At 68.2% G+C, this 17,151-nt stretch carries 14 protein-coding genes; 1 reads left to right on the top strand and 13 read right to left on the bottom strand.

Annotation, left to right across the window (positions count from 1 at the left end):
- Positions 1–14: 14 nt before the first annotated feature.
- The 13 genes from gspJ to EGY25_RS14555 all read right to left on the bottom strand — a co-directional run bounded on the left by gspJ (position 15) and on the right by EGY25_RS14555 (position 14,678).
- The gene (gspJ, locus tag EGY25_RS14615; protein WP_135195759.1) at positions 15–611 is read right to left on the bottom strand and encodes a type II secretion system minor pseudopilin GspJ; all 597 of its coding nucleotides are present in this window, start codon (positions 609–611) and stop codon (positions 15–17) included.
- On the bottom strand, positions 608–964 hold the full coding sequence (gspI, locus tag EGY25_RS14610) for a type II secretion system minor pseudopilin GspI (protein ID WP_135195758.1): 357 nt from the start codon (positions 962–964) through the stop codon (positions 608–610). Before gspI ends, gspJ begins: the two co-directional genes overlap by 4 nt.
- Entirely contained in the window at positions 957–1,415 is a 459-nt protein-coding gene (locus tag EGY25_RS14605) for a GspH/FimT family pseudopilin (RefSeq protein ID WP_135195757.1), read from the bottom strand. The genes gspI and EGY25_RS14605 overlap by 8 nt, the downstream gene beginning before the upstream one ends.
- Complete coding sequence (gene gspG, locus EGY25_RS14600; RefSeq protein WP_135195756.1) at positions 1,384–1,836, bottom strand: type II secretion system major pseudopilin GspG; 453 nt, start codon at positions 1,834–1,836, stop codon at positions 1,384–1,386. The genes EGY25_RS14605 and gspG overlap by 32 nt, the downstream gene beginning before the upstream one ends.
- Positions 1,837–1,847: 11 nt before the next feature.
- Complete coding sequence (gene gspF, locus EGY25_RS14595; protein ID WP_135195755.1) at positions 1,848–3,059, bottom strand: type II secretion system inner membrane protein GspF; 1,212 nt, start codon at positions 3,057–3,059, stop codon at positions 1,848–1,850.
- The gene (gene gspE / locus EGY25_RS14590) at positions 3,059–4,570 is read right to left on the bottom strand and encodes a type II secretion system ATPase GspE (protein WP_135195754.1); all 1,512 of its coding nucleotides are present in this window, start codon (positions 4,568–4,570) and stop codon (positions 3,059–3,061) included. The genes gspF and gspE overlap by 1 nt, the downstream gene beginning before the upstream one ends.
- 3 nt (positions 4,571–4,573) lie before the next feature.
- Positions 4,574–6,721 (bottom strand): type II secretion system secretin GspD, encoded by a 2,148-nt coding sequence (gspD, locus tag EGY25_RS14585; RefSeq protein ID WP_135195753.1) that lies wholly within the window; start codon positions 6,719–6,721, stop codon positions 4,574–4,576.
- Positions 6,718–7,563 (bottom strand): type II secretion system protein N, encoded by an 846-nt coding sequence (locus EGY25_RS14580; protein ID WP_245159487.1) that lies wholly within the window; start codon positions 7,561–7,563, stop codon positions 6,718–6,720. Before EGY25_RS14580 ends, gspD begins: the two co-directional genes overlap by 4 nt.
- A gap of 190 nt (positions 7,564–7,753) precedes the next feature.
- Positions 7,754–10,411 carry a TonB-dependent receptor domain-containing protein gene (locus EGY25_RS14575; protein WP_135195752.1) on the bottom strand — a complete coding sequence of 886 codons (2,658 nt, stop codon included), beginning with the start codon at positions 10,409–10,411 and terminating at the stop codon, positions 7,754–7,756.
- Positions 10,412–10,486: 75 nt separating this feature from the next.
- Positions 10,487–12,016, bottom strand: coding sequence for a hypothetical protein (locus tag EGY25_RS14570; protein WP_135195751.1), 1,530 nt, complete (start codon positions 12,014–12,016; stop codon positions 10,487–10,489).
- Between the two features lie 223 nt (positions 12,017–12,239).
- Complete coding sequence (locus EGY25_RS14565; RefSeq protein WP_135195750.1) at positions 12,240–12,902, bottom strand: sugar transferase; 663 nt, start codon at positions 12,900–12,902, stop codon at positions 12,240–12,242.
- Between the two features lie 313 nt (positions 12,903–13,215).
- Positions 13,216–13,719: a hypothetical protein gene (locus EGY25_RS14560; RefSeq protein ID WP_135195749.1), complete on the bottom strand. Its 504-nt coding sequence runs from the start codon at positions 13,717–13,719 to the stop codon at positions 13,216–13,218.
- Positions 13,719–14,678 carry a M28 family peptidase gene (locus tag EGY25_RS14555; protein WP_135195748.1) on the bottom strand — a complete coding sequence of 320 codons (960 nt, stop codon included), beginning with the start codon at positions 14,676–14,678 and terminating at the stop codon, positions 13,719–13,721. Before EGY25_RS14555 ends, EGY25_RS14560 begins: the two co-directional genes overlap by 1 nt.
- Before the next feature lie 110 nt (positions 14,679–14,788).
- Between EGY25_RS14555 and ligA the strand changes: the two genes are divergently transcribed.
- Complete coding sequence (gene ligA, locus EGY25_RS14550) at positions 14,789–17,119, top strand: NAD-dependent DNA ligase LigA (RefSeq protein WP_209308121.1); 2,331 nt, start codon at positions 14,789–14,791, stop codon at positions 17,117–17,119.
- Positions 17,120–17,151: the final 32 nt, after the last annotated feature.

Raw genomic sequence — 17,151 nt, 5'->3', positions numbered from 1 at the left:
TCGACGCCGCCCCCTCACGCCGCCGCCACCAGGAACAGCTGTTCGACGCGCCCAAGGCCGTCCAGCGTCATGATCACCCGCACCGCGTCGGGCAAGGGCCGCGCGCTGGTCGAGATGAAGGCGGGGGCCTCGCTGCCGTCCTGCAGGAAGGTGACCGCCACGTCGCGGACCCCAGTATAGAGCAGCTGGGCGTTCTCGGCCCGCGCCCCGTCCAGATAGGACGACACCCGCCGCTCCAACCGCCCGTCGGTCAGCCGATATTCCACGCGTTGCAGCGACGGCCGCGCCGCAGCGTCGGGATTGCTCCATCCGTTGCGGACCAGGACCAGAACCGGATCGCCGGGCGCCTGCGCCCCCATCAGGGCGCGCGGCAGGGGACGTCCGCTGGGCCCGCGCGTGCGCCGGTCGGAGGCCTGGGCCAGATCGGCCTTCAGCAGTGCGCGCGTCCGTTGCAGGGCGGCGGTGCGTTCGACGTTGCTCTGGACGGCGAACCGCGTGTCGATCGTCTGGCCCAACACAAGAGCGCCCGCCGCCGCCAGCAGGGCAAAGATCAGCAGCGAGACCAGCACCTCGACCAGGGTGAAGCCCGCGCGGGCCTTGGCGATCTTCATGTGCCAGCCGCCCGGAACAGCACGCGATCCGCCGCCTGGCCCTCGTCGTTGGCGACCCGCACGTCGATGCGGCCCACGCCTGGAACCTCCGTCCCGCTGACCACGCGCCGCCAGCGCCAGACCTGGCCGCCCAGCGTCGTCTGACCCGACGTCTCCCCGACCGGCAAACTGGGGGCGATAATGGCCTCCGCCGCGACGTTCTCCGCCACGATGCCGCCCAGGGTGCGCGCCTCGACACGGGCGGCAGAGCGCGTGCTCTCTCCCGACAGGTTCAGCAGGGCCATCGCCGCCAAGGCGAACACCGCCAGCGCGACCAGCATTTCGATCAGGGTGAAGCCGGCGCGGTCAGCCATCGACCACCACCTCGCCTGCGCCGTCCACGACGACGGTGCGCCCCTTGCCGTCGCGCATCAGCCTGATTTCGGCCGGGTCCGTCACGCCCGTCGGGTCGAAGACGATCCGCGCCCGTCCTGGCGCGCCCAGGCCCTCGTCCCAGGTCTGGGCCGTAAAGACGCCGTTCAGGGCCGTCCAGTCCCGCCCGTCGAAGTTGGAAAAGCGATAGCCGACGCGGTCCACATCCACTGCGACCGGCCGGTTCGTCAGGATCGCCTCTTCCCTGGCGCGCACCAGCCGCGCGGCGAACCGTTCCGCCTCCATCCCGACCGAGGGCCGGGGATCGGGAATGGACAGGACGACGGCGCCGGCCGCCAGGCCGATGATCGTCATCACGACCATCAGCTCGACCAGGGTGAATCCGGCCCGAACGGCGGGCCTAGCCCTGCCAGTTTCCAAGGTCGGCGTCATTGCCCTCCCCTCCCTCCTTGCCGTCCGCCCCCAGCGAGAAGACGTCGAACTGCCCGCCATGGGCGCTCTGGCGCCGATACTGGTAGGCATTGCCCCAGGGATCTTCCGGCAGACGGCGCACATAGCCGCCCTCGCGGTAGCGTTCGGGCTGGGTCAGGCCTGCGGGCGGCGCGACCAGGGCCTGCAGCCCCTGCTGGTCGGTGGGGAAATTCAGATTGTCGAGCCGATAGGTCTCGATCGCCTGTTCGAGCACGGAGATGTCGGCCTGGGCCTTGCCGACCATGGCGCGGTCCTGGCTGGGCAGGACGTTGATGGCCACCACCGTCGCCAGCAGGCCGATGATCACGATGACCACCATCAGCTCCACCAGGGTGAAGCCTGCGCGCTTGCGGCGGCGGGTCCGGGGTTCGGTCTTGGTCATGAGAAGTCCTTTCATCCCATCGCCAGGGTGTTGATCTGAAGGATCGGCAGCAGGATCGACAGCACGATCAGGGCGACCACGCCGCCCATGACGACGATGATGGCCGGCTCCAGCAGGCTCAGCATCACGGCCGTAAAGGTCGAGAACTCGCGCTCCAGATAGTCGGCGGCGCGCTCCAGCATCGGCTCCAGCCGTCCGCTGCTCTCGCCCGAGGCGGTCATGTAAACCAGGATCGGCGGAAAGACGTCGGCGCGGCGCATGGCGGCCGACAGGCCCCCGCCCTCGCGCACGGCGTCGGCCATCGCCTCGGTCGCCTGGCGAAGCGCCCGGTTGGACACCGTGCGCGCCGTGATCGTCAGCCCCTCCAGCACGGGCAGGCCCGCGGCGATCATGGTCGATAGCGTCCGCGCCATCTTCGCCCCATGCAGGTCGCGCGTCAGCCGCCCGACCAGCGGCAGGCGCAGCACTGCGCGGTCCATCGTCATTCGGATTTCCGGTCTGCGACGCGCCACGACGCCCGCCGCCGCCAGGACGGCCAGGACTACCAGCACCAGCCAACCCCAGTTCCGCATCAGGTCCGACACGCCGATCACCAGCCGCGTCAGCAGCGGCAGCGTCTGGTTCATGCTGTCGAACTGATCCACCACCTTGGGCACGACGAAGGTCATCAGGGCGCCGATGACGCCCAGCGCCACGACCGCCAGAACGCACGGATAGACCAGCGCCGTGATCACCTTGCCGCGCACCTGCTGGTCGCGCTCCAGCCCGTCGGCCAGCCGCTCCAGAATCGGTTGCAGGGCCCCCGACTGTTCCCCGGCCGAGACCATGGCCCGATAGAGCGGCGGAAAGGCCTGGCCCTGGCGGCTCATGGCGTCGGACAGGCGACGCCCCTCCATCACCCCGGCGTGGACGCCTTCCAGCACCCGGCGAACCGCGACGCGGTCGGCCTGAAGCGCCAAGGTCCGCAGGGCCTCCTCGATCGGGGCCACGGAAATCAGGGTCGCCAGCTGCCGGGTGGTCAGGGCCAGGGTCTTGGCGTTCAGCTTGCCGCCCGGCCGCGCGGCGGTCTCGGCCCGGCCGACCACGCGCGCGGGCGTGATCTCCAGTGAGGCCAGACGACGACGCGACAACAGGCTTCGCGCCGCGACCTCGTCCGCTGCGGTCAGTGCGCCGGACACCGTGCGTCCGGCCGCGTCCACGGCGACATAGTCGAACGCCGCCATCAGCCCGCCTCGCCCGAGCTGTCGCCGTCCAGATCGACGGCGGTTTCCTGACGCGACACCCGCACCGCTTCCTCGATGGAGGTCACGCCTTGCAGGACCATATCGCGCGCGCGATCCGCCAATGTCCCGCCCCCCGCGAAGGCGGCGGCGCTCAGGGCGTCGCCGTCGGCCTCGGCGGCGATCAGGCGACGGACGCGGTCGTCGATCTTCAGCACTTCATACAGACCGACCCGGCCGATATAGCCGGTGTTGGCGCAGTGGGCGCAGCCGTGCGGACGCCAGACGCGCACCCCGGCCTTGGCGCCGATCAGACGGGCGGTGGTCTTGTCGGCGATCTCGGGCGTCCGGCACTCGCTGCAAAGCCGTCGCACCAGCCGCTGGGCCACGACGAGACGCAGGGTCGATGCCAGCAGGAAGGGCTCCCCCCCCATGTCGCGCAACCGCGTCACCGCCCCGACCGCATCGTTGGTGTGAACGGTCGACAGCACCAGATGCCCGGTCAGCGACGCCTGAACGGCGATGCCCGCCGTCTCCACGTCGCGGATTTCGCCCACCATCACCACGTCCGGGTCCTGGCGCAGGATGGCGCGCAGCCCGGCGGCGAAGGTCATGCCGACCTTGGTGTTGACCTGGGTCTGGCCCACGCCGTCTATGGCGTATTCGACCGGGTCCTCGACGGTCAGGATATTGCGGGTCTGGTCGTTCAGAAGCGACAGCCCGGCGTACAGGCTGGTGGTCTTGCCCGAACCCGTCGGCCCCGTGACCAGGATGATCCCGTTCGGCTCGGCCAGCGCCCCCTTGAAGGCGGCGAAGGCGTCCGTATCCATGCCCAGCCGATCCAGCGTCATGCCCGCCTGATCCTTGTCCAGGATCCGCAGCACCACCCGTTCGCCGCCCCGCGACGGCAGAGTGGACACCCGCACGTCCAGCGTCTTGCCGCCAAGCGCCAGCGGAATCCGCCCGTCCTGCGGCACGCGTTTTTCCGCGATGTCCAGCCGCGCCATGACCTTGATCCGCGACACCAGCAGGGGCGCGATGCGCGGGTTCAGGCTCAGGACCTCGCGTAGCACTCCGTCGATCCGCATACGGACCAACAGCGCCGTCTCATAGGTTTCCAGGTGGATGTCCGAGGCCCCGGCCCGCACGGCCTCGGCGATCACCCCGTTGATCAGCCGGATGACCGGCGCGTCGTCGGCGGTGTCCAGCAGGTCAGCCGCCGCCGGAATGTCGTCGATCAGGCTTTCCAGCCCCGCCGGCATGTCCAGATCGTCGCCATCCCCGCCCGTCAGGTGGTCGCCGGCGTAGATTTCCGACAGCTGCCGGTCGAACGCCGCCTGGGTCAGGGGCTCGACCGCCAGCGGCCGACCCAGCGCACGCCGCGTCTCGATCAGGGCCATCGGATCCGCGCCCTGCCGCAGCCCCACCCGCGCCACGTCATCGATGTCCAGCAACAGCACGCCGTGCCGCTTGGCGAACCCATAGGGCAGGCTGGGGCTGACAAGCGTGATCACGGATCAGCTCCCCGCAGGCGGCAGGGGCGCGACGTCGACCGGCGCGATGGGGGCGGTCGGCGCGATCACCATCGGCTCGCCCACGGCGGGCGCCGCCGGCGGCTGGGTGCGCATATAGTCCCGCACCAGGGCGTCCAGGCTGGGCTCGCGATCCGGCTGAACCGCCTGCTGCTGGGCGCGCATATAGCCCCAGCGGTCGGCCGCCAGGCCTTGGGCCTCGGCCGGGGTGCGGATGATGGTAGGGCGCAGGAAGACCATCAGATTGGTCCGCCCCCGCTGTCGGCTGGTCGAGCGGAACAGCACGCCGACGCCCGGAATGTCGCCCAGCCCCGGCACCTTGTCGGTGGCCAGCCGGTCGTTCTGGTCCAGCAGGCCGCCCGCGACGGCGATGTCGCCGTCATCCACCACCAGCGTCGTCTCCAGCTCGCGCTTGTCCAGTACGAGATCGGACGCGCCGTTCGTCAGCACGCCGTTGATGGCCGACACTTCCTGACGCAGGGTGAGGGTGATGGAGCCGCCCGCGTTGATCTGGGGCTTGACCGTCAACCGCACGCCGATGTCCTTGCGGTCGGTCGTGGTGAAGGGGTTGGAGTTTCCGTCCAGCAGGGTCTGGCCCGTCGTGATCGGCACCTCCTGCCCGACCAGGAAGGTCGCCTCCTCATTGTCCAGCGTCATGATCGACGGCGTCTGGAGCAGGTTGGAGCCTTCGTCGGTCTTGGCCGCGTTGATGATGAAGCCGAACAGGCCGTTGCCGATCTTGCCCCCGCCCCCGCCGACGAAACCGTTGGCGCCCAGCAGGCTGTTCAGCGCCAGGCTCTGAAGCTGTTCGCGCAACGGATCGTCTGGATCGAGCTGGCCCGCCGCGGCGCCGCCGGCCAACGGGACCAGAGGCGAGGCGCGGTCGGAATAGTTGGTCAGGCCCATGCCGTTCTCGCCGCCGTACAGCCACTGGACGCCCAACTCGCGCACCGCATTGTCGCTCAGCTCGACCACGATGGCCTCGATCAGCACCTGCTGGCGACGCACGTCCAGGCGACGGATCACATCGGCCAGCGTCCGCTGCATATCCGCCGGCCCCGAGATGACCAGGGCGTTGGCGCCGGGGAACCGGGCGATGGTCGCGCGCTGGCCTGTCGCCGTGACCGTGGAAGAGCCGATGGTGCCGGTGTCGGCGTCTGCGCCGTCCAGGCTGGACGCCGTGCGCGACAGACCGCCGGAGCCCGCGTTCGTCGTCCCCGTCGGCGGGGTCCGCAGCCGTTGCGTCCCCTCCGTCGATGCGCTGACCGGCTGACCGACGACCTGTTGCAGCACCGGCAACAGCTGCTCGGCGCTGGCGTGTTCCAGGAAGATGACATTGACGTCCTGGCTGGCGCGCGACCGGCCGTCCAGATCGTGGATCAGCCCCCGCACCCGGGTCAGCGCCTGGCCGTCGCCGCGCAGGACGATGGAGTTGGAGCTCTCGACCGGCGTAACCGTGACCATCCCCTGCCCGCCGGCGCCCGGCGCCGACATCACCTGTTGCAGCACGCCTGCGATCTCGCGCGCCGAGGCGTTCTCCAGCGAGACGACCTCATAGCTGGACCGATCCACGTCGATCCGCGCGATCAGCGACCGGACCCGCGCCAGGTTGTCGGCGAAATCCGCCACCACCACGCTGTTGGCGCCGGGATTGGCCAGCACCTGCCCCTGGGCCCCGACCAGGGGCCGGATGGTTTCGGCCGCCGAGGCCGCGTCGATGTTGCGAAGCTGGAACACCTCGGTCGAGAACCGCTCCACCCCCACGGTGGACGGCCCTTGCGCCGCGCCCTGGGCCGGGCTGATGCGATAGGCGCCCGATTGGGTCGGCGTGACGACCAGGCCGTTGGCCCGCAGGGTCGACAGGAAGACCTCGAACAACTGCGTGCGGCCCAGCGGCCGGTCGCTGGTCACCGTCACCGTGCCCGTCACCGCCGGATCCACGATGAAGGTGCGCCCCGTCGTGCGGGCCACGTCCTGAATGAAGGCGCGAATGTCGGCGCCCTGAACGTTCAGCGTCTGGCGCGCCTCCTGGGCGAAGACCGGCACGGCCGACAGCGGGCCTTGCAGGACCAGCACGGCGGCGAGCGCGCCGACGCCGGATCGCATCAGGCGGTTGCGCAGAGAGGCGGTCATGGACGCGTCCTTATGGTGGTGGTGCGCGTTTCGCCGGCGCGCTCGTACTGGATTTCGGCGGCGGGCGCGCTGGCCAGCTGGCCGCGCAGGGCGCCGATGGCCTGGGGGCTGTTCAGCGCCACGCCGTTGACCGACAGGATGACGTCGCCGGACTGAAGCCCCGCGCTGCGCAGCTCGGACGCATTGCCGGCCGAGGATACGGTGAAGCCGTTGACGCCTAGTCCCTGGATGCGGGGACGCAGCGACGCCTGGGCCATCAACCGCTGGGGATCGACGACCGCGCCCTGGGCCGAGGCCGGCGCAGGGCTGGGCGGCGCCACGACCTGGGGCGTCGAGGGCGGCGGAGGCGGCGCGGCGGCCCCAACGGGGGCGTCGGTGAATTCGAGGCGGCTGAGCGACTGGCCGCGCGCCAGGGTGACGAAGTTGGGGCCGACAGCCTGCAGCACCAGCCCCGGCTCGACTTCTTCACCTACGCCCACGGACACCTGGCGGCCGTCGGCCAGACCGATAATGGCCGATCCGCTGCCTACGCCTCCCGACCGCACGCCGAACAATCGCATCTGGCTGGATTCCGTGCCCGAAGCGCCGGCGAGCGCTCCCTGCCCGCCCGTGCGGAAGAAGGCGTCGAACCGCGAGAGAATGTTCACGTCCACGGGCCGAGTCGCCGCCGCAGCGGCCATCTGCTCGGGCGCCGCATGCGGCGCGACGAATATCCAGACCAACCGCCCGCCCTGGATCAGCAGCAGCAGGATCAGGATCGATTCGACGATCCGGCGCAGCGGCAGGCGACGGGCCGTTCCGGCCGCCGACGTCAAGCTGAAGTTGCGGAAGGCAGCGATCACGGCGCCATGCTCGTCACGGCCCCCGACGGCCGTGACGCGACTTAGACTAATCGTCCGTATGCGGGCCGCACCAGAGTGTGAAGACACCAAGAACATCTCGTGACAGTCACGGTCCATACGGACGATCCCGAAACGAAAACGACCGGGAAGCCGAAGCCTCCCGGTCGCAAGGTCGCAGCCTGTTTCTGGATCAGAAGCGGGCGGTCAGGCTAACCGAGGCGCTCTGGCCCAGGTCGTAGTTGTTGACCCGGATCTTGTTCCCAAGCTCCTGATATTCGTCGAACTCGGTTCCAAGCAGGTTCCGCAGCTCCAGGGCGAAGCCCATGTCGCGGGCCATGACGGTGAAGTCCTTGCGATAGACGAAATCGAGGAAGACGCCGGGCTCCTGGATGAAGTCCGGTTCACGGCCGCTGCCGACGCCTGCGCCCCGCGCGGTGATGCGATCGCTGACGTAGTTGACGATGATCGTCGCCTGCGACCGGGCGGTGTCGTCTTCCCAGCCCAGTTGCAGGTTGGCGACGTGTTCCGACTGGCCCTGAAGACGGCTGCCGTCCTGGATGAAGAACGAAGCCTGCTCCGGCGTGCCCGCGCCGCCCAGCGTCAGGACGGTGTCGTCCTCGCCGACCTCAACATCGGAGTCCGAATAGGTATAGTTGGCCTGCACCAGCCAGCGCTTGTTGGCGATGAAGGACATGCCCTGGTCGGGGAACTCGAAATACTTCTTCACCTCGACCTCGGCGCCCATGATGGTGGCCTTGGGCGCGTTGAGGAAGGATTGCTGACGCTGGTTGCCGACGTCGACGATGACGGATTCAACCGGCTTATCCAGGTCCTTGTAGAAGACGCCGGCCGTGATGAACTGCTGGCGGGCGAAATACCATTCGTACCGCGCATCCAGGTTCAGCAGTTCGGTGTCCACCAGATAGGGGTTGCCGATGAAAATGCGGTCGCTTTCCGGGTCGGTATAGGCCTGAGGCGCCAGTTCGCGGAACTGCGGACGACCGATCGTCTTCGATGCGCCGAAACGCAGTTGTTGATCCTCAGCGAAGTTCCAGGTCGCGGTGAACGACGGCAGCCAATACTGTTCGTCGATCTCGGTGGCCTCGAAGGTCGAGGCGCCGCCGAACAGATCGCGCGGCGTGACGCTCTGCTGACCGTCCTCGAAGCGAACGCCGACCGTGGTGCGGACCAGCGGAATGATTTCCGCATCGACCATGGCGTAGGCGGCGTTGACCTGCATCTCGGCGTCATAGGCGCTGGCGCCGTTGCTGCCGGCGATCTCACGCAGCTGCAGGGTGTTTGGGTTGATGTTGTAGTCCGAGAACAGATAGTCGATCCGCGAGTGGCGCTGATCGTCCGTCAAACCGTTGACCGCCTCGAACTGAAGGTCGTGACGCGAGGCTTCGCGGTTGTTGTCCAGCGAGGCGACGCCGGCGCTGATAATGGCTTCACGCGCCGACGACAGCGGCAGGGTGTAGGCCACATCGACGCCACCCGAGACGATGTCGTCGTCCAGTTCGCTGAACGAGATCAGATTGCCCTGGACGTTGTGGATGAAATCGCCGTCCGCATCGACGCCGTACTGGAAGCGCGATTCATAGGGAGCGTCGCGCGACGTCTTGGCGTAGGCCGCGCGCCAATCGACTTCCAGGGAGCCGTCCATGAAGTGGTGTTCGCCGGCCAGTTGGCTGCTGAACAGCTGGCGAACGAACCATTCGGTATAGTCGTTGCGGATCACGCCGCCGCCGGCGTCGAAGTCCGGTCCGGCGACCGTGCGAGCTTCCTTGGACGTGTTGCGGACGTAGAAGTTGGTCCACTTCACCTCATGGTCCTCGTTCGACAGCGACAGGCCGCCGAGGAAGTTCAGGCGAATGTCGTTCTGGTTCGATTCAACCGCATAGGTGGAGACCGGCACCAGGACATCGCCCTGGAACTGCCCCTCCTCCTGCACGCCATTCCGGGCATGCCAGCTGTTGTCATACCCCGCGACAGCCACGACACCCAGGGTGCCCAGGCCGGTTTGTTGCGAGAAACCGCCGGCCAGTTCCACGCCGCCGTCGATCGGCGTCTTTTCACGCTGCAACAGACGTAGAGGCGCGTTGACCAGCGACTGCCCCATGGTCTGGAGCTGGTCGGCCGAGAAGTTGGCGGTATTGATCTGCTTGCCCTGCGCGAAGGCGATGCCGATCGCGCCGGGCACTTCTCGGGTGTCGTCATCGAACCCTGTAAAGTCGGTGCGCGAGCCGTAGTAAATCAGGTTGTCCTTGCCGGTCGACTCGGTGTTGCCGGCCAACGAAAGCTTCATGTTGAAGAAGGGTTCGGTCGGCGCGTCGATGGTGCGCAGGTCGATGACGCCGCCGCCGAACTCGCCGGGGAAGTTGGGCGAATAGGTCTTCTGGACCGTCACGCCGGCCAGGATGCTGGAGGGGAACAGGTCCAGCGGCACGACGCGTTGCAGCGGCTCAGGGCTGGGCAGCGGCGAACCGTTCAGCAGGGCCGACGAATAGCGCTCGCCCAGGCCGCGCACATAGATGAAGCGGCCTTCGACGATCGACAGGCCCGTGACGCGGGTCAGGGCGGCGGCGGCGTTGCTGTCGCCGGTCCGCTCCAGATCCTCGGACGTCAGGAAGGCCGCGACCTCGGAGCTTTCGCGGTTGGGTTCGGGAATGTAGCGACCCAGGACGACGATCTCGCTGACCTCGGACGGCTCCTGCTCGATCTGTTCGGCGGGCGTTTGGGCCGTGGGGGCGGTCGGCTGGGCGGCGGTTTGGGCGAACGCCAGGCTGGGCGCGATCATTGCGCTGCTGGCGAGAAGGACCCCGCTCAGGGTCAGAGTAAGTCTATTCATGGTCTGCGCCTTGAAGGGATCGGGAAACGCGAAGAACCGGCGGCGACCCCATGGTCGCCGCCGGCGCTGTCATCGTCAGCAGGTGGAGCCGGCGGTCAGGCCGCAGGTCCAGCCCTGCCACCAGGTGTCGGACGCGTTGCGCACGGCGCCGACGTAGGTGGTGGTGTCGAAGAACGGATAGACCGTCTTCGCATCGATCGCCGTCACGGCGGTTTCGTTGGCGCCGTTGATGAAGGCCAGGTTCTGGTTAGTCAGGGTCGTACCAGAAGCCGGGGCTGTCAGGGTCGATGTGCCCGCAGCGGTCACATTGGTGTTGCGGGCGTTGGTGAACACAGCCGTCGAGCGCGCGACGTTCGCCGGACGGTAGGAGACCGAGCAGGACATGTAGATCGAACGCAGCGACGGCGTCGTACCGCTGTCGAAGCTCGTCTGGGTATCGACATCGGCGATGTCGAAGCAGCCGGCGACCGAACCCGCCGTCGAGGTGGCGACGATGTTGATCAGGTTCGGATTGGTGCCGGTGTCGAAGTGCATGACCGTGTGCGCGTCGATCGAAGAGTTACGACCGACCAGGGTCCAGTTGGCGATCTTGGGCTGCGACAGGTAACGCGAGGCGTAGGCCGTCGAAGCGGGGGCGGACGAAAACTCGAAGGCCGCCGAGCGGCTGGTCGAGTTCGGCGCACGCTGGGTCACGATGCCGAACTGGGCGCCACCGCGCCAGCCGGTATCGGTGTCCAGACCATCGTCGTCGGCGCCGTTGATGACGATGTGCTTCAGGTTGGCGTTGCCGCCGAAGATCTCGATGCCGTCGTCAGAGCTGTTGTACGACTGGATGTATTCCAGGGTCGTGCCCGAGCCGACGCCGGCCAGGGTCAGAGCTTGAAGCTCGTTGCCGGTCGAGATCTCGAAGCCCGAATATTTGATCTGGACGTAACGCAGGCGGCCCGAGTTATCGGCGGGCGTATTGCCGCCGTAGAAGGCGTTGGTGCCTTCGACCTGTCCGGTGCAGGTGACGGGAGCCGTCAGCTGGCAGTTGGCCTGCGGTGCGCGGCCGGTCAGGACGATGCCGCCCCACTGGCCCTGCGAGGACTCGGCGGTCGTGCCCTCGATGTTCTGACGGCTGGTGAAGATGATGGGGTTGGTCGCGGTGCCTTCGGCGAAGATCTGCGAACCGCGGTTGACGATCAGATAGTCGCCGCCGCCGGAAGCGAACACCTTGACGCCCGGTTCGATGGTCAGGATGCCCTGCGTTCCCGTCGTCGACGCCGGGTCGATGCCACGGTCCGTGCCGACTTCGGTGCGGCCGGTGATCGAATAGATGGTGCCGGCGCGCACGGCGAGGGTCAGATTGCCCAGAACCTGTTGCGGCAGCTGGCAGACGCGCAGGCTGTTGTTGGCGATGGTGCCGACGTTCGACAGGCCGGTGGGGCAGTCGGCGGCAGGTGTGCCAGGAGCAGGGGTGGTCGGGCCGCCGCCGCCGCCATTGCCGCCGCCGTTGCCGAAATCGCCTTCTCCAGGCGAGGCCACTTCGGCGGAGCCGCAGGCGGCGAGGGCGAGCGCGCTGGCGCATGCCACGAGCAGGTTTTTCATCTGAAGGCCGGTCATCGTCAGTCCACCGTGTGTCTGGTCAAAGAGCTACGGCAGGGGACGTCCGAGCTCATGCCCGGCCGCATCGACGTGATCGCCCCTCCTGCCCGGCTACAGTCATTAGGGACGCCGTGTGACGGCGCATGCGCTGGATCATGAAGGTTCGGCGGAAGTTTTACGGATGATCGACGGCTCTTTTGCGAAAACCGATCCGCCCGCCGACGATAACGACGATCTCGTCCTAACAGGCGCCTCTTCGGCTCAAGACAGCGTGGATCGTCCGGGCCAGGATCATCAGGTAGACGCGGACCGAGGCGTTTCTGACCAGCCAGACATCCATGGCCACGCGACGGCAATAAGCCACGTCGTTGCGGCCGGAAATCTGCCACAGACCGGTCAGGCCGGGCCGCACCGCGCAATAGGCTTGCAGCCGCCGTCCATACAGTTGCGCCTCGCCCAGCACGATCGGACGCGGCCCGACCAGGGACATCTCCCCCCTCAAGACGTTGATCAGTTGGGGCAGTTCATCCAGGCTGGACAGCCGCAGCACGCGCCCCAGGCGGGTCACGCGGGCGTCGCGCCTGAACTTGCGCGCCGCCGCCCATTCCGCGTCCATCAGATCGGGCAGACGGGCCTCGGCGTCGACGGCCATCGACCGGAACTTCAGGCAATCGAACAGCACGCCGCCCCGCCCCAGCCGCGCCTGACGAAACAACGCCGGCCCGCCATCCTGGCCCCGGATCGCCAGCGCCGTCAGAACCATCAGCGGGAGAAAGAACAGAATCGCAGCCAGCGAGACGACGACGTCGAGCACGCGGATCCACCGCGCCTGGTCGCCACCACGTCGAGACGTGTTCGGACGCACCCGCGCCTGCCGCCGCCCAGCGGCCTCCGCTATCGCCATCGGTCCGCCCTCCCCGGCGGACTATTTCTCAAGGTTGCAATTTTGGCAACTCCTCATGCGTTTACGGCCTGGACGCGCAAGCCCAGACTTCTTGACCGGCGTCTTCTTCGCTATCACAGGTTGCATCGTGCCCGCCAAACCCTCCCGCCCGTCGCGCCCCTCGCCTCTCCGGCGGACGTGAATCTGAAGCGATCCCCCACCGGGCCCCGCTGGTCGGGAAAACGCTCCGTCGGCCTTGCTGGTGGGGCTCAGCCTTCTGCTGTGGGCCGCGATCGCCGGAGGGGTGTATCTGCTGGTCCGCCTGGCGCTCTGATCAGTCCCCGCCCCACCGGCTCAGGATGACGGCCGTGCGCCGTCCGTCCACTGTCACCGTCCCGGTAAGGACAGGCGTGTGGTCCCCCAGGTTTCTACGCGCGGTGGCCAGCGCGCCCTGGTCGAGACGAGCCTGAAACTGGACAACTCCACCGTCAGGCGTCGCGCCCCTCATCTGCACGGAATCGTCGGTGACGACATAGGCCTCTGGCGTGATCCGCGCCTCCCCACCCGGCCCCGTCAGCGTCAGAAGCAGCGGCGGCGCCGTGCGATCTCCCGCCTCCCAGCTGGCGAAGGCCGTCGTCTGCCCGATGAACAGCGACGTCGTGCCGCCTTCCGCATCGGGCGCCGAGCGATATTCGCCGGAAATGTCCTCGCTCAGCCGGTGGCTGAACGCCACGGCCGCAGGGGGCGCACTATCTGCGACGGGCGCCTTCGCCTCCCGTCGTTCGCACGCCCCCAACGCCAGCACGCAGAGCGACAGCGCCGCCGCAAGCCGACGCATCACCGGTCCATCGCCCTGTCCAGCGCCCGGAACCCGGCGATGGCGATCTCGGTCGCGCTGGTGAAGACGGCCGGGGTGATCCGCTCGAAGTCGTCGCTCGGGCGGTGATAGTCGGGGTGATAGTCCACGCCCATATAGAGGAACGGCACGCCCGCCTCGTGAAAGGCGCCGTGGTCGGACGCATCGACCCAGTTGTTCTCGCCCGTATCCTGCGGCGTGTCCTTGCCGAAGGCGAACGAGACCTGCCCTTGCTGCGCGACGGCCTCCAGAACGGGGCGCAGCTGCGGGTGCTGATAGGTCCCCGTGACCCACAGATGACCGTCCGTCTCGGCCCGCGCCGTCATGTCGAAGTTCAGGTTCAGGCTGATGGACGATAGCGGGACCGGCGGCGTCCGCACGAACTCGCGCGCCCCCAGCAGCCCCCGCTCCTCGCCGTCCAAGGCGACGATCAGCACACTGTGCTCGGGCGGGTTCGCCTTCAGCCGCGTGGCCATCTCCAGCATCGTCGCCACGCCCGAGGCGTTGTCGTCCGCGCCGTTGTAGATCTGGTCGCCGCTGACGCCGACGTGATCGTAATGGGCCGTCACGACGATATAGCGATCCGGCACCCGCGTCCCGGGGATCAGCCCGACGATATTGACCCCGCTGAAGGCTTTCACCCCCTCCGCCGCCCGACCCGAGGCCTGGAACGGCTGCAGCCGTCCGAACGGCGGCGCCTGCACCCCGATCGCCTCCAGCCGGGACACGATATAGGCCCGCGCCCGCTCGCCGCCCGGCGATCCGGTGTCGCGCCCCTCCATGTCATCCGCCGACAGGATGCGAACGTCCTCCAGCAACTGGCTCGGCCCCATCTCCACCGCTGCGGCGGGTGCCTGCTCGACCGGGGCGGCGGGCGCGGCCACACACCCGCTCAGCACCAGCGCGGCGGTCAGGAGGATAGGAAAAGGCGAACGATTCATGCAGGCTCCGAGGCTGGGTCGTCAGCCTAGCGTCCCTTCCCCCGGCCGTCAGCATACGGTTCTGTCATGCAGGCGCCGCCGCAGATGATAAGACGATCCTCATGGCCCCGATGATTCCCTCACCCGTTTCCATCGACTCCCTGACGCCGGACGCGGCGGCGGAGGAGCTGGCCTGGCTGGCCGACGAAATGACCCGCCACGACGCCCTCTACGCAGAGGCGACGCCCGAGATCTCAGACGCCGACTACGACGCCCTGCGCGCCCGCAACTTGGCGATCGAGAACGCCTTCCCCGACCTGGTCCGCCCCGACTCCCCGTCGAACAAGGTCGGCGCCGTCGCCTCCAGCCAGTTCGCCGAGGTCCGCCACGGCGTGCCCATGCTGTCGCTGGACAACGCCTTCGACGAGGGCGAGGTGCGCGACTTCACAGCCCGCATCGCCCGCTTCCTGAAACTGCCCGCCGATGAACCCATCGCCTTCGTCGCCGAGCCCAAGATCGACGGCCTGTCGGCCAACCTCCTCTATGTCGACGGCAGGCTGACCATCGGCGCCACGCGCGGCGACGGTCGTGCGGGTGAGGACGTCACCGCCAATCTGAACACCATCGCCGATGTGAAACAGACCCTAGCCGGCGACGACTGGCCCGACCGGATCGAGATCCGGGGCGAGGTCTACGCCCCCAACGACGCCTTCGCCGCCTTCAACGCCGCAGCGGAAGCCGAAGGCCGCCGCACCTACGCGAACCCCCGCAATTTCGCCGCCGGCTCCCTGCGCCAGAAGGACGCCCGGATCACGGGCAAGCGCCCGCTGAACTTCTCCGCCTACGCCTGGGGCGAACATTCCAGCGACTTCGCCGAGACCCAGTGGCAGGCCCTGCAAAAGCTCAAGGCCTGGGGCTTCCCCGTCAACGCCCGTTCGCGCCGGGTCGAGGGCGCCGAGGGCCTGATCGCCGTCTATCGCGAACTGGAACGCGACCGTGCGACCCTGGGCTATGACATCGACGGCGTGGTCTACAAGGTCGACCGCCTCGACTGGCAGCGCCGCCTGGGCTTCGTCGCCCGCAGCCCCAGATGGGCCATCGCCCACAAATTCCCGGCGCAACAGGCGACCACGGTGCTGGAGGGCATCGACATCCAGGTCGGCCGCACCGGCTCCCTGACCCCCGTCGCCCGGCTCCACCCCGTCACCGTCGGCGGCGTGGTCGTCCGCAACGCCACCCTGCATAATGAAGACGAGATCGAACGTCTGGACGTCCGCATCGGCGACACGGTGCGCCTGCAACGCGCCGGCGACGTCATCCCCCAGATCCTGGGCGTGGTCCCCGAGTCACGTCCCGCCGACGCCGTCCCCTATGTCTTCCCCGACAAATGCCCGGTCTGCGGCTCGGAGGCTGTACGCGAGGGCGACGAGGTCAAGCGCCGCTGCACCGGCGGCCTGATCTGCGACGCCCAGATCGTCGAACGGCTGAAACATTTCGTCGGCCGCCGCGCCTTCGACATTGAGGGCCTGGGTGAAAAGCAGTTGGTCGCCTTCAACGTGCGCGGCTGGATCAAGGAGCCGGCCGACATCTTCCGCCTTGCCCGCGACGAGGCGCGGCTGAAGGAACTGGAGCGCGACGACGGCTATGGCGAGACCAGCATTCGCAACCTGGTCGCCGGCATCGACGCCCGTCGCGTCATCTCGCTGGACCGGTTCCTGTTCGGCCTGGGCATCCGCGACATCGGCGAACAGACTTCCATCGTCCTGGCCCGCGCCTTCGAAAGCTGGTCCGCGCTGAAGGCCGCCTGTCTCCAGGCCGCCTCGGGCGTGCCGTCCGACGCCTGGACCGCCCTCGCCGCCGCCCACGCCATATCGCCCCGCGTCCTGACCCTGATGGCCGAGGCGACGCCCCCCGTCGCCGATCCCTGGCCCGAAGCCACGCTGGACATGAAGATCAGCCAGGCCTTCCCCGGCATGGCCGCCCCGGCCCGCCGCTCGCTGTCGACGATGACGGACGACTGGTCCGGCCTAGTCGAACTGGCCCGCGTGGCGCGCGAGGAAGGCCCATCGGAAATCCTGAATCAGATCGCCGGCGTCACCGGCGTCGGCCCCGTCGCCGCCCTGGCCCTGGCCCACTTTTTCCACGAGCCGCACAATCTTCAGGTCGTCGCGGCGCTAGAGGCCGAACTCACCGAAATCCTCGACGCCGAACGCCCCAAGTCCGACACCCCGGTCGCGGGCAAGACCGTGGTCTTCACCGGCGCTCTGGAACGCTTCACCCGCGACGAAGCCAAGGCCCGCGCCGAAAGCCTGGGCGCCAAGGTCTCTGGCTCGGTGTCGAAGAAGACCGACTATCTGGTCGCCGGCCCCGGCGCCGGCTCCAAGCTGAAGGACGCCGAGAAGCACGGCGTCCAGGTCCTGACCGAGGACGAATGGCTGGGCCTGATCGACGCTCAAAGTTGACTTAAGGTCCGGTTTTCGTTGGCGATACCCGT

The sequence above is a fragment of the Brevundimonas intermedia genome, assembly GCF_004614235.1.
GTDB lineage: Bacteria > Pseudomonadota > Alphaproteobacteria > Caulobacterales > Caulobacteraceae > Brevundimonas > Brevundimonas intermedia_A.
The sequence above is the reverse complement of the archived record's forward strand: the minus strand, read 5'-3'. Positions and strand labels throughout refer to the sequence as shown.